The sequence below is a fragment of the Pedobacter sp. MC2016-15 genome, from assembly GCF_026239695.1.
Lineage (GTDB): Bacteria > Bacteroidota > Bacteroidia > Sphingobacteriales > Sphingobacteriaceae > Pedobacter.
Genome location: NZ_JAPIVS010000001.1, coordinates 62,979 through 76,416 on the forward strand (window position 1 = coordinate 62,979; position 13,438 = coordinate 76,416).

General features: G+C 41.5%; 11 protein-coding genes. 4 read left to right on the top strand and 7 right to left on the bottom strand.

Annotation, left to right across the window (positions count from 1 at the left end; translation table 11 throughout):
- Positions 1–6: 6 nt before the first annotated feature.
- From OQY15_RS00315 to OQY15_RS00345, 7 genes are all read right to left on the bottom strand, one after another.
- Complete coding sequence (locus OQY15_RS00315; protein ID WP_265786356.1) at positions 7–2,127, bottom strand: FUSC family membrane protein; 2,121 nt, start codon at positions 2,125–2,127, stop codon at positions 7–9.
- 141 nt (positions 2,128–2,268) lie between these two features.
- Positions 2,269–3,483, bottom strand: a complete 1,215-nt coding sequence (locus OQY15_RS00320; protein ID WP_265786358.1) for a TCR/Tet family MFS transporter — start codon at positions 3,481–3,483, stop codon at positions 2,269–2,271.
- A 149-nt stretch (positions 3,484–3,632) separates the two neighbouring features.
- A complete protein-coding gene (locus tag OQY15_RS00325; RefSeq protein ID WP_265786360.1) occupies positions 3,633–4,742 on the bottom strand; it encodes a hypothetical protein in 1,110 nt (369 codons plus the stop codon).
- Positions 4,743–4,862: 120 nt separating this feature from the next.
- Positions 4,863–5,948 carry a tetratricopeptide repeat protein gene (locus OQY15_RS00330; protein WP_265786362.1) on the bottom strand — a complete coding sequence of 362 codons (1,086 nt, stop codon included), beginning with the start codon at positions 5,946–5,948 and terminating at the stop codon, positions 4,863–4,865.
- A gap of 105 nt (positions 5,949–6,053) precedes the next feature.
- Complete coding sequence (gene gyrA / locus OQY15_RS00335) at positions 6,054–8,678, bottom strand: DNA gyrase subunit A (protein WP_265786364.1); 2,625 nt, start codon at positions 8,676–8,678, stop codon at positions 6,054–6,056.
- A 98-nt stretch (positions 8,679–8,776) separates the two neighbouring features.
- Complete coding sequence (gene hemF, locus OQY15_RS00340) at positions 8,777–9,673, bottom strand: oxygen-dependent coproporphyrinogen oxidase (protein ID WP_265788344.1); 897 nt, start codon at positions 9,671–9,673, stop codon at positions 8,777–8,779.
- A 138-nt stretch (positions 9,674–9,811) separates the two neighbouring features.
- The gene (locus OQY15_RS00345; protein ID WP_265786366.1) at positions 9,812–10,009 is read right to left on the bottom strand and encodes a coproporphyrinogen III oxidase; all 198 of its coding nucleotides are present in this window, start codon (positions 10,007–10,009) and stop codon (positions 9,812–9,814) included.
- Between the two features lie 118 nt (positions 10,010–10,127).
- On the opposite strand from OQY15_RS00345, the gene OQY15_RS00350 reads away from it, so the two are divergent.
- From OQY15_RS00350 to OQY15_RS00365, 4 genes are all read left to right on the top strand, one after another.
- Positions 10,128–10,613, top strand: a complete 486-nt coding sequence (locus OQY15_RS00350; protein ID WP_265786368.1) for a DUF4442 domain-containing protein — start codon at positions 10,128–10,130, stop codon at positions 10,611–10,613.
- A gap of 24 nt (positions 10,614–10,637) precedes the next feature.
- Positions 10,638–11,270, top strand: coding sequence for an ATP-binding protein (locus OQY15_RS00355; RefSeq protein WP_265786370.1), 633 nt, complete (start codon positions 10,638–10,640; stop codon positions 11,268–11,270).
- A 29-nt stretch (positions 11,271–11,299) separates the two neighbouring features.
- Positions 11,300–12,661: an MATE family efflux transporter gene (locus tag OQY15_RS00360; protein WP_265786372.1), complete on the top strand. Its 1,362-nt coding sequence runs from the start codon at positions 11,300–11,302 to the stop codon at positions 12,659–12,661.
- Between the two features lie 165 nt (positions 12,662–12,826).
- On the top strand, positions 12,827–13,411 hold the full coding sequence (locus tag OQY15_RS00365) for an RNA polymerase sigma factor (RefSeq protein WP_265786374.1): 585 nt from the start codon (positions 12,827–12,829) through the stop codon (positions 13,409–13,411).
- Positions 13,412–13,438: the final 27 nt, after the last annotated feature.

Here is a 13,438-nt window from a genome sequence, read left to right on the forward strand (position 1 = left end):
GAGGGCTTATAGTTTGATCTTTTCGCTCAGTTTGTAAATATCATACGCTACTTTCTGGATGAGGTCGAACTGTTCGATCACCAGCGCTTCATTGTTGTTCAGCAGCTTTTTATCATCATTTACACTTTTGATCAGTGGAACATTACTCTGTTCTTCTTTGGGGGTAATAAGGAACTCTGCGGAAAGGTTTAACAGATAGAGGGTATTGTTGGCTATCGGCTTTAGCTCATCAGGTGTTGAAAAGAAAAATGCGTGTTCCTTATTGTATAGGGAAAGCGTGGCGATATAAGAAGACAGGAGGTGATTCAGCGCTGTAAACTGGTGCATTTCTTTCATCAGCTTCTGCTTGCTCTTGGGCTCAGAAAACATCCTCTGGAAGATTGATGATAAGTTCGCTGAGGTTACATATACTTCTTTCCGTGCCAGCTTATAATTCGTCAGGTTTTGTTCTGTAGCAAAATACAGCAGCGTCACTTCCTGGAAATAAGCCATGTTTGCACGCAGGGTATTGAGCATGGCTTCCTTGACGTTCTGGTGTTCCCAGTTAGGAAACAAAGTATAACTGCTCAGTAATGCTATTCCTGAACCGATCAGGGTATCATAAATCCTCTCTTTGGCGATGGAGAGACTACCCATACCGAGAAAATCAAACAGCACCAGGATATAGGGTGTCATGAATAACACGCTGACCACATAGTTTTTCCGCTGAAAACTGTAAGCCCCGATCATACAGAATAACAGGATAAAAAACAGGGTATTTTTATCGTTGATATACAACAGTATGCCCATGCCTATGAAAGCACCGATGATGGTTCCAAAAAGACGTTCGTAGTTTCGTTGCTTGGTGAGACTGAAGCCGGGTTTGGAGATCACCAGGATGGTTAACAAGATCCAGTAGCTATGGGACGAATCCAGCATTCTGGCGACGATAAAACCGATGATCATCGCGATGGCTACCCTTAAGGAATGCCTGAAGGTTGCGGAACTAAAAGTGAGGTTATCATTGAATAACTTGATATCGATAGGCTGTCTGCTCACAAAACGCTCAGTCTCAATTTCACGTTTCTTCAGATTCTTTTTCTCACTCTTATTGAAATAACTGTTGATCGTTTTCACCCTGCTGAGGATGTTCTCAATATTCACTTCAATATTTTTGAGTGCAATGATTCCGAGTGTATTGTATTTACCATCAGTATTCTCCTTTTCGAGACTCAGAATGGCTTCTTTAAGCCTTTGCACCTGGTCGATCAGAACAGATGGCGGGAGAGGGGTTCCTCCTGTTTTCAGGGAAAAGGCGATTTCATCCAGCTCTGTAGCGATCCTGTTGATCACTTTTTCATAATGCACCAGGATACCCGATGCATCAAATTGCTCATGGAGATGCTGATAATCGTAATACGTAGACATGACCTGTTCATACAAGTCGACAGTATCTACAAAAACCAGCAGTAAAAAGCGGCCTTCCGGAGTAGATTCTTTGACGATTTCGCGTGTTTTAAAAAGCAGTTCGCGTACAGCATCCTGTTTCTCATGTACCTGAACCTGATGCTGCAGCAGTTCTGCATAATTGGCATCGTAGTCGGTATTCTCATGATAAAACTTAGCTTTAGCCCTTAAAAAACCACTGAGCTCATGTATGGATTCACTCAGTGCCTGTTGAACCACCCGGTATGGCCTGAGCTGATAAAAGAAGAAGCTCAGGAAAGAATACCAGATACTGCCCAGGAAAACCAATCCGGAATAGATCAGGACATCTTTCCAGGGCCTGACATCATCAATACTTAATACCATGATCAGCAATACGGCGGTACCAATGGAAGCTGCACGTGTGCCGTAGAGAAAAAACATAGAGAATATAAAGCTGCAGGTAACCAGCAGCACCGCTATGAAGTAGGGATTTTTATTGGTGAGGCCGACAATCACAGAGATCAGTGTGATCAGTGCTGAGGTTACCAGCATGGCATTTCTGCGGTGTACACTTGGACCGGGCGTATCTACAACGCTCACACATAAAGCGCCAAGGGAAAGTGTCATCCCAAATTTTAACATTCCAAACTGAGCGAGGATCAGAGAGGGGAAGAGCACCCCGATTGTGATCCGTAGTCCGTCAGCGAAATAGGTGCTCAACAAAAAATCTTGTATAGTTCGGATCTGACGGTTACTCATTACTGGCGATGCTCAAAATATGCTATTGGGTTGGTTACTGTTGTGATCTGTCAAAATTCTGATCAATAATCTGACCGAATTTTAAAAAATGTTCAATCAATTTCAGGAATGGTATTTCTTTAAAGACCTGGAGCAAATAATCAGTCCGACGATGGTGAGTACTGCAGATAGAATAAAGGGCGCACCCGGAAAATATACCGAACTTCTATTACTGGTAAAGTACGCAAAAAGGTTGGTCATGATCAGCGGACCAATGATCGCGGATAAACTCATTAATCCGGCAGTAACACCCTGTAGTTCACCTTGTTCATTTGAAGGTACATCGTTTGAAAGCAGTCCCTGCATAGCCGGACCAAAGATCCCCGCAAGACAATATGGAAGTGTAAAGGCAAACATCATCCAGCTCTTATTGGCAAAAGCGAACAGTACAAAACCTACAATATAAAGAACCAGACCGTAAAATACGGCTTTCACCTGGCCAACTTTTGGAATGATGATCCGGATAAGGCCACCCTGTACAATTCCTACTAAAACGCCCACAAAACCCAACGAATAACCAACCATCGCTTCATTCCAGTTGAATTTTTCCATCGTATAGTAGGTCCAGCTTGATTGTACGGAATGACTCGCGATATATAGCAGAAACAAGGCCACCAGCAATCCCGCCAGTGCAGGGTATTTTTTGATGTGTAACAGTGCCCCAAGAGGATTTGCCCGTTTCCAGTCGAACGCCCGTCTGTTTTCCTTAGCGAGCGATTCTGGAAGGACAAAATATCCGTAGAGCCAGTTGATCAGCGCTAATCCTGCAGAAATCAGGAATGGAATCCTCAAACCAAAATGACTGAATAAACCACCAACCACAGGACCCACGATAAAGCCAATGCCAAATGCGGCACCAACCATTCCAAAGTTCTGGGCACGTTTTTCGGGCTCGCTGACGTCGGCAATGTAAGCCATTGCAGTGGTAAAACTTGCACCGGTAATCCCTGCGATGATACGGCCTACAAACAACCAGGCGATTGTTGGCGCAAAGGCCAGAAATACATAGTCCAGTCCGAGCCCAAGTAATGATGCCAGTAAAATTGGCCTGCGTCCAAATCTGTCGCTCAGACCACCAAGTACTGGTGCACCGACAAACTGCATCGCGGAGTAAGAAATGGTGAGCCAGCCGCCGTATACCGCTGCCGTACTGATACCACTACCGGTGAGTTCTTCAATTAGTCTGGGCAATACAGGAATAATAATTCCGAAACCGGTAAAATCAATTAATAATGTGATAAAGATAAACCCGATTGCTGATTTTTTCTGAGAGGCCATATTTAGTTTTAAAGAGCAGTAAAATTAGCAAATCAATACCAAATACTCTCCATCGGCGTATGATAATATTAATATCATAATTAATATTATGTTAAGTACGATTTTATACACCTCTTCTCAGAGGTATGAACAGCTTGAAAATTAATGGATTAAAATTCGTCTAACTGGGCTTTCAATTCCTGAACCCTGTCAAATCTGTTTTTGCGGGTATAGATTTCTATCAGCAGGTTGATCGTCGCTTTGTCTTTAGGTTTGACATCATGCGCCTGTACCAGAATTACTTCAGCACGATTGATCAGTGAAGAATATTTAGGAATATCTCTGCGCTCCGGCACCAATGCGTCATTACCAAGATTGATGTAAACCAATCCTAATTGATACAAAGCATCGAAGTAATTTTTATCAATGGCCAATGATTTATTGTAAGCCAGTTCTGCAGTGCCCATGTTGGCATTTTTCTGGTGCAGGTATCCATAGAGATAATACAAAAGTTTACTTCTGGTTTCAACTTTCAAAGTTCCTTCCAGTACTTGTCTGGCCTCAGTATATTTCTCGTTATCCAGCAGCAAATTGATGTAATCATTGTTAAGCAATGTATTATACTGGTTGAGGCTCAATCCTTCTTCCAGCGTTTTGATTGCCCGCTCATTATCCTGTCTGTTCTTATAAATATTAGCCAGTCGCTGGAAAACCACAGGATTTCTCACCCCGTTATCTTTGGCTCTTTTAAAATAATCAAAAGCAGCATTTTCATTTTTACTGCCTTCAGCACTCAGTGCCGCATTGATAGCCAGGATGGTATCTTTAGGAAAGAAATCGCTGACCTCTTTCAGAAAAGTATAAGCTGCAGCAAAGTCCTTTTCTGCATAGGCTACATTTCCTTTTTGCTGTTTCTTGATATTGACGTTATAAGTAGCTGCTGCAATTAATCCGGAATTATCCTCGAAGTTTTCAAATCTCTTTGCAGTGTCAATTGCTTTGATCGTGAGATCGTAATATTTATTTGAGTTGTTACGGTCAGAATCAAGCAGTGCGATATATGAACTCAGGTAAGACTTGATTGCCCAGGTTTCGAGATATTTTTTTGTTTTAGAATCAGCAGCCGTAAGTTCGCTGGCTTTGATACCTTCATTCAGAATTGCCATTTTAGCCTGCTGATCTTTTTTATTTGCAATGGCTGCCTGCAGTTTTCCAACACTGTTTCTGGCAATCAGCAATTGCGTCTTTTGCGCAAACATTTGCTGAGAACTAACTATCATGAAAAATGCGGCAGAAATAACAAGTTTTTTATCAATCATATGCTTTATGGCTTAACGACAAATTTATACAAAAAAAAAGAGGGATAAAATTTATCCCTCTTTTAAAATCACCGATTTTGATTATTTTTTAGCAGCATCTAACAATTTCTTAGTTGCTTCGTAGTTTGGCGTGTCATTTTTGAACGCGTAAATGATTTTCAGGTTCTCTAAAGCTGAAACCATTTTCGTTGGATCAAGCTCATACGCTTTTTTGTAGTATGGTAAAGCCTGGTCGATAAAACCAGTCATTTTAGCTGTGATCGCATCAAACTCTTTTTTCTTTTTAGCGTCGATTGCATTTCTTTTTCCCTGCAGATCTAAAGCTTGTTTGTAATAGGTATCACCCATTGCATACTGGTAAGCAGCATTTTTAGGATCTTTAGCAATCAGTTTACCTAACATCTCCTGAGATTTGGCGATATTACCCTGTTTGATAAATAAATCTGTCTGCATACCCACGAAATATGGGTTTTCAGGATATTTAGCAGCTGCTTTTTCCAATAAGGCAGTACCAGCTACTGTATCTTTTACTTTTTCAAAAGTAGTTGAAATCACTTCGCTGTATAAAGCTTCGCTGTCCTTGTACCCTAAATCAATCGCTTTATTGAAGTTGGTGATCATCTGAGGATAGTCTTCAATTTGTTTCGCAGTTACACCAGCGTTTACAAACGTAGATGTATCCTGAGGATTTTTAGCAGTAACCTCGTTGAAATATACTAATGCATTTTTGAAGTCCTTTTTATTGTAAGCGAAGATAGCTCTGTTTCTAAGGGCGTTTGCCAGTGTAGTCTCTGCCTCAAGAATGTTTTCCTTCTCCCCTCCTTTTGTATCTAAAGCTTTAGCTTTGGTAATCGCTTCTTCAGCAATTTTTCCATTTGCCACTGCATTTTCAACATTCAGTGAATCTACAAAAGAGATTCTTGAAGCGAACAATGCTCTGTAAGACCATGCTTCAGGCATTTCTTTAGATTTTTCATTGGCGATAGCGTTGTCAGTATTCTTTAAGCCTTCTCCAAGAGATTTCAGGGTAGCATCAAGTGGTGTGTTTGCAGTAGCAAATTTTGCTAATGCCCAGGCATTTTTAGCTTTTGAAACTTCACTCTTTTGAGCATTCGCAACATAGGTGGCAGCACCTATAAATAACATACTTAAAAGTACTTTTTTCATATGGGTTGGTTTTTTAATTAATTATAAAACCTGCCTGAGCTGAGAATTGTTTTGATTTTCTCGGTCTCCTGCAGGTTTTACGGGTTTTGTATTCACTAATTAACTTTAATTTTCTTCTTCAGCAGCGTCGTCATCTTCTGTAGCATCATCCTCTCCTTCTTCTTCTTCCTCCTCTGCTTCAGCTTCTTCGCCAAGGGCTGCTTCTCCTTCTTCAGGAAGTGCATCAGTTGCACCAGTGATCAGTACATCTTCAGAAACTTCTTCTTCAGGATCGTCCTCATGTTCAATTTTGGCTACGGAAGCAATTGCATCGTTACCTTTTAAATTGATCAGACGTACACCCTGGGTAGCTCTGCCGATTACCCTCAGGTGGCTCAATACGATACGGATCACGATACCAGACTTGTTGATGATCATCAGGTCATCATTATCTGTAACGCTCTTAATCGCAATCAGATCACCTGTTTTTTCTGTGATCGTAATGGTTTTGACCCCTTTACCACCACGGTTAGTCACACGGTAATCTTCGATATCAGTACGTTTTCCGTAACCTTTTTCAGATACCACCATCACTGTAGCAGTCGGATCATCTACTGCGATCATACCCACTACTTCATCTTTATCATGCGCCAAGGTAACACCTCTTACACCTGTTGCGGTTCTACCCATCGGACGAACAGTGCTTTCATTAAACCTGATCGCACGGCCTGAACGTAATGCCATCACAATTTCACTTGATCCGCTGGTTAAACTTGCTTCCAGTAACTGATCACCTTCATTGATGTTGATTGCATTGATACCATTTACCCTAGGTCTCGAATAAGCTTCCAGTGAAGTTTTCTTAATCGTTCCTTTTTTGGTACACATGATAATGTAGTTATTCTCCAGGTATTCCTGATCTTTCAGGTTCTTAACTTTGATATAAGCCTTGATTTTTTCTTCCTTCGGAATATTGATGATATTCTGGATTGCTCTTCCTTTGCTCAAACGGGATCCTTCAGGGATCTCGTAAACCCTCAGCCAGAAACAACGTCCTGTCTCGGTAAAGAACAACATATAGTTGTGGTTGCTGGCAATCAGCAGGTGCTCAATAAAATCTTCATTTCTTGAATCACTACCTTTAGAGCCTTTTCCGCCCCTTGCCTGTGTACGGTATTCCGTAGCAGGTGTACGTTTGATATAACCTTCATGGGAAATGGTAATTACCACTTCTTCATCTTCGATGAAGTCTTCCATGCTCATATCTTCTGCGGAGTGTACGATCTGAGTTCTGCGTTCATCACCGTATTTTTCCATCATTTCTGTCAGTTCATCTTTGATGATCTGCATTCTCAGGCCTTCATCGGCTAAGATAGAGTTCAGGTAATCGATAGTTTTCATTAACTCGTTGTACTCGTCTTTGATCTTATCCCTTTCCAGTCCTGTTAAACGACGCAAGGTCATGTCAAGAATCGCTCTTGCCTGAATATCGCTCAGTCCGAACTGCTCCATCAAACCAACTCTTGCTTCCTCAGGTGTACCTGATCCCCTGATTAATTTAATTACTTCGTCAAGGTGGTCTAAAGCAATCAGTAAACCTTCCAGGATATGTGCACGTTTCTGAGCTTCATTTAACTCAAATTTGGTACGGCGTACAATTACATCATGTCTGTGGTCAACAAAATGTCTGATCAGATCTTTGAGGTTCAACAATTGCGGTCTGCCATTTACCAGTGCAATGTTGTTTACACTGAATGAAGTTTGCAGCGCAGTTTGTTTGAACAGGTTATTCAGTACGATAGAAGAATTTGCATCACGTTTAATTTCATAAACGATACGGATACCATCCTTATTGGATTCATCCTTGATGTTTGAAATACCTTCGATTTTCTTCTCTCCGATGAGTTCAGCAGTACGCTCAATCATCATCGCCTTGTTCACCTGGTAAGGGATTTCGGTAACGATAATCACCTCCCTGTCTTTCACAGTTTCGATTTCCGCTTTGGCGCGCATCACGATACGTCCTCTACCGGTTTCAAAAGCCTCCTGAACACCATTATATCCGTAGATTATCGCACCGGTAGGAAAATCCGGTCCTTTAACGAACTTCATCAGTTCAGGAATAGTGATCTCATTATTTTCAATATATGCAATTGTTGCATTGATTACTTCAGTGATATTGTGCGGTGGCATATTTGTTGCCATACCTACAGCAATACCGGAAGCACCGTTGATCAGTAAGTTTGGAACCTTGGAAGGTAATACTGTTGGCTCCTGCAGGGAGTCGTCAAAGTTCAGCTGGAAATCTACCGTATCTTTATTGATATCGGCAAGCATATCTTCGGCAATCTTCTGGAATCTTGCTTCGGTATAACGCATTGCTGCCGGAGAGTCACCGTCGATAGAGCCAAAGTTACCCTGACCATCTACCATCAGGTAACGTAAACTCCATTCCTGAGCCATCCTGACCATGGTCATATATACTGATGAATCACCGTGCGGGTGGTACTTACCCAGTACTTCTCCGACGATACGGGCTGATTTCTTGAAAGGTCTGTTATTTGCCAAACCGAGATCAAGCATCCCGTAAAGTACACGACGGTGCACTGGTTTTAATCCATCGCGTACATCAGGTAACGCCCTCGATACGATTACAGACATCGAATAATCGATGTAAGCAGACTTCATCTGCTCGTCTATATCTATCTTTATAACTTTGTCGTTTTCCTGATTTTCTAAATCTTCTGCCATAAAAAATTAATGTTCGTATAAAAACGATTTGAATAAGGTAATGTATAACCTTGCGAATTTAAGAAAATATTGCTGTTTAAGCGTATTGTGGAAAAAAATTAAGCCCAGTCTATACCTTTTATCAACTTGCTGAGAGTTTCAGCCTCTGGACTGCTTTCTGCGGGTTTGTGGTTATACGCCCATTTAACTGTTGGTGGTAAGCTCATTAGAATAGATTCTATCCTGCCATTGGTTTCCAGCCCGAATTTTGTTCCTGAATCGTATACCAGGTTAAATTCTACGTAGCGGCTTCTTCTGAGGTACTGCCACTCCTGCTCTTCGGCTGTAAATTCAGTATCACGGTTTCTGTCGATCAGCTCTGTATATATAGATATGAAGGTATTGCCCACTCCCAGTGAGAAGTTAAACAGCTGCTCCCAGTCGAGCCCCGTGTTTTCAGGTTTCAGCCTGTCGTAAAAAATTCCGCCTATGCCACGGGTTTCTTCCCTGTGTTTGATGAAAAAATAATCGTCAGCCTGTTTCTTGAATTTTGGATAAAATGAGGCATCAAACTCATCACAGGTCTGCTTTAACAGATGGTGAAAGAACCGGGCATCGGTATCAATCACATAATGTGGTGTAAGGTCAATTCCTCCACCAAACCAGCGCGTCTGTTCATCCATTTCAAAATAACGGATGTTCATATGAATAATGGGTACAAAAGGATTTGATGGATGGATGACGATGGAAACTCCTGTGGCAAAAAACTCATCGTTTTCCACTTTGAAAGCTTTCTTTACCGCTTCCGGCAATTTACCATAAACGGCAGAAAAGTTTACTCCACCCTTTTCAATGACATTACCGTTCTGAAAGATCCGTGTGCGTCCGCCACCCCCGCCTTCTCTTGTCCAAATTTCTTCTTCAAACCTGCCTTTGCCATCAGCAAGGGACAAAGCCTGACAAATATCATCCTGTATTTTCTGGTACGCTTCTACTACTTGATCTTTTAACATGATTACGGAATAAATGTAACCAAAGTTAAGTTTTATATCATTTATTGGCGGATGGATGCAGATATATGTGTTTCAATTTTACACTTCAACAAGAAAGGCCATCCGCAGACAGCCTTTTGTAATTGTAATACGAGAAAGTATTTATGGTGTTTTTGTAGTATCCGGAGGTGTGGTTTTAGCAGTATCTTTAACTGCCGTATCTGTAACCGCGGGAGTTATCGATGTAGAATCTATTTCTGTACTGTCAGACGATCCTGACACATTTTTTGTTGAGTTGCATGCTGAAGCGGCCAGTAACATGGAACCTGCGAAAGCAAGACTTAGAATCGTTCTTTTCATAATCTATTCTATTTGTTATAGTTAAGCAACAATCCCTGGCAGTTATTGTTTAAACTTTTTTATGACATGGAGCCTGTTGTGATGAAAATCCGGATTATCTTTCTGATATTTAAACGCCATGATCGTATCAGAAAAAACTTTAAAATGGGCCCTGCGCTTCTATCCTCCACTTTTTTTTCAGCGCATTTGGATAAAGAAGTTTCATAAAGGGTTCAGAGGTGCAGATATCAAAATCAACCGCAGTATATTAAACAGGAATTATAACGGCTCCATCTTCGGAGGTACGATTTTCGCCGCTACGGATCCTTTTTTTGCAATCCTGTTTGATCAGTTGCTGCAGCGCGAGGGTTTCAAGGTAAGGGTATGGCTCAAGAGCGCGACGATACAATACCTGAAGCCGGGACGCGCGAACCTGCATTTTACCATCACCATCACTGATGAAATGTTGAAGGATGCGATCACAACGCTAAACGAAAATGGTAAATTTGTGAAAGCCTATCCGATTGAAGTTACAGACGGGCATGGCCTGGTTTGTGCTACTGTAATGAATGAAGTATATATAAGAAACCTGCATAGCGGAGAAAATGGTCCGATAGCTTATTAATAATGCCTGCTTAAACCCAGAAAAATGAACATCAGGAAACTAATCTTACAAGGCGAGGGAACTACACTGGATTTTAAAAAGACGATTACAAATAATGAGAAAATTGCAAAAAGCCTGGTTGCATTTGCGAACAACCGGGGCGGTCAGCTGCTGATCGGCGTTGCTGATGATGGTAATATCAGAGGGGTAAAATCCGAAGAGGAAGAAAAATATATGATTCTGAAGTCTGCACACCAGTTCTGCAAACCAGCAATTGAACCGGAATTCGAAGAGGTTTATGTAGACAGTAAACTCGTGCTGGTGGCCAAGATTGCGGAAAGCGATACCAAACCGCATTACGCGCTGGATGAAAATAAAAAATGGTGGGTGTATTTCCGCGTAAAGGATAAAAGTATTCTGGCGAGTAAGATCATTGTAGATGTACTGAAGAATGAACATACGCAGGAAGGTCAGCTCATCGCCTATTCGGATCAGGAGAAGAAACTGCTGGAATTCCTTGGCGAGCAAGGTCGTATCACCTTAAAACAATTTAGTAAACTGACCAGAAGCTCACATAAACAGGCACAGAAAATTCTGGTGAGCTTTATTCTTGCAGACCTTATTCAGCCGCATACTTCGGAGAAAGAAGAATATTTCACCATGATTGAGGCGAAATAGGTTAACTTTGAGCGTTCATTACCTAAATCATGTTGCACGCTTTTTTTCAGAAATACAAACCTTATTATCAGGATAATTTAAGGCTGGCCCTTCCTATCGTCGTCTCTCAGCTTGGGCATACGCTTGTTCATCTGGCCGACAGTGTGATCGTTGGGCATTTTGCCGGAACAGTACAATTGGCGGCAGTATCGCTGGTAAACAGCATCTTTATGCTGGTCCTGGTGTTAGGATTGGGAATTTCCTATGGCCTCACTCCTCTTATTGCGCGTGAAAATGGCAGCAACCAGCATGAGGAATGCGGAAAGCTATTGTCAAATAGTTTGCTGCTCAATATCGTAATGGGAATAGTTCTGTATGTTTTTGTGAACTTTGGAACCCTGCTCATTATCGATCATATCGGTCAGTCGCCCGATGTAGTGGCTTACGCAAAACCTTATCTGCAATACCTGGGTATCTCGATTATTCCGCTGATGATCTTCCAGACTTTTAAACAGTTTACTGAAGGTCTCGGCTTTACCAAACAGGCCATGTATATCTCTATATGGGGTAATGTGATCAATATCATTGTTGGGGTAATCCTGGTTAAGGGATTGTTCGGTATTGCTCCTATGGGGGTAAAAGGCGTTGGAATCAGTACACTGCTGGACAGGGTGTTGATGTGTGCGGTGATGTCCTGGTACGTTTTTCACTCGGAGAACTTTAAAACGTACCTGAAAGGGTTTAGATTTGGTTTTTTTGATAAAGTGCGAAGCCTGAAGATCTTAAAAATCGGTGCTCCTGTATCGCTGCAGTACGCATTTGAAATCAGTGCTTTCAGTGGTGCAGCTATACTTACTGGCACTATTGGCGCAGTAGAACAGGCAGCGCACCAGGTGGCGATCAATCTCGCCGCTATTACTTATATGATTTCAAGCGGTATAGCTTCTGCAGCTACGATTAAAACAGGTAACAATTTAGGCAGGAACAATTATGCTGACCTGAGGAAATCGGCCCTTGCAAGCTACCATGTAATACTTGTATTTATGATCATTACCGCCCTCGGTTTTGTACTGGCAAGTGATGTATTGCCATATATCTATACAAATGATCAGGCGGTAATCAGTATTGCCTCAAACCTTCTTATTATTGCAGGTTTCTTCCAGCTCTTTGATGGAACTCAGGTTGTAGGGTTAGGGGTACTGCGTGGAATTGGCGATGTAAACTACCCTACAATTATTACTTTTATTGCTTATTGGATAATAGGTATTCCTTTGGGTTATTTCCTGGGAATCAGGTTGGGACTTGGGGTGAATGGCATCTGGTACGGCCTTACTTTTGGTCTTCTGACGGCATCAGTATTGCTATTTTTCAGGTTTCAGGGGCGTACTAAAAAGCTTTTGCTCAATAGTTAGAATCAATTTTTACTGTCTGAATAAAAAAACATACAGACGAAATCATAATTTTCCGATCTGAGTGTATGTTTTTCGTTTATACGTGGTATTCGTAGAGCTTAAGGGAGTATCAGAATGCTTAGGCTTGAATTTTGACGCATTGGTGACAGACCTAAATATGTTATCATGTTAGCACTTTTACCTACCCTTAAAAGACATCAACATTATAATAACACTTATAATGATCCTGAAACAGAGCTAGTTGCTTCTCTTGTGGCGCGTGACACTAAAGCCCTTGATTTATTGTATTCCTCCTACTCTTCCTCCCTGATGGGGATCGTTTCCAAAGTAGTGAAACAGGAAGAGGTAGCACAGGATGTGCTCCAGGAATCTTTTATCAAAATCTGGAACTCAATAGGTCAGTATGATGCATCCCGGGGGCGTTTGTTCACCTGGATGTCCAGACTGGCAAGAAATACAGCAATTGATCATCTTCGCAGCCGCGGTGAGATCAACAGTCATAAAAACGATGATTTGTCAGATTTTACCGTTGAAATCAATGAGCGGTACCAGATTTCTTTTCATCCTGAATTTATCGGACTAAAACAATTGATCGAGGTGCTGACACCGGAGCAGAAGCTGATTCTGGATATGGTTTATTTTCAGGGATATACTCAGTTGGAAGTATCAACTGCGCTGAATATTCCTGTAGGAACGATCAAAACCCGTATCAGAATGTCTATCAAGGTTCTGCGTGCTTTTTTCATTTGAGCATATTGCACAAAGTAGCTTGTTCAA

Excerpts from the sequence above, each read along its gene's own strand:
- OQY15_RS00320 (WP_265786358.1), bottom strand. The coding sequence starts at position 3,483 with ATGGCCTCTCAGAAAAAATCAGCAATCGGGTTTATCTTTATCACATTA.
- OQY15_RS00325 (WP_265786360.1), bottom strand. The coding sequence starts at position 4,742 with ATGATAGTTAGTTCTCAGCAAATGTTTGCGCAAAAGACGCAATTGCTG.
- OQY15_RS00350 (WP_265786368.1), top strand. The coding sequence starts at position 10,128 with ATGATCGTATCAGAAAAAACTTTAAAATGGGCCCTGCGCTTCTATCCT.
- OQY15_RS00365 (WP_265786374.1), top strand. The coding sequence starts at position 12,827 with ATGTTAGCACTTTTACCTACCCTTAAAAGACATCAACATTATAATAAC.
- gyrA (WP_265786364.1), bottom strand. The coding sequence starts at position 8,678 with ATGGCAGAAGATTTAGAAAATCAGGAAAACGACAAAGTTATAAAGATA.
- OQY15_RS00360 (WP_265786372.1), top strand. The coding sequence starts at position 11,300 with ATGTTGCACGCTTTTTTTCAGAAATACAAACCTTATTATCAGGATAAT.
- OQY15_RS00355 (WP_265786370.1), top strand. The coding sequence starts at position 10,638 with ATGAACATCAGGAAACTAATCTTACAAGGCGAGGGAACTACACTGGAT.
- OQY15_RS00345 (WP_265786366.1), bottom strand. The coding sequence starts at position 10,009 with ATGAAAAGAACGATTCTAAGTCTTGCTTTCGCAGGTTCCATGTTACTG.
- OQY15_RS00330 (WP_265786362.1), bottom strand. The coding sequence starts at position 5,948 with ATGAAAAAAGTACTTTTAAGTATGTTATTTATAGGTGCTGCCACCTAT.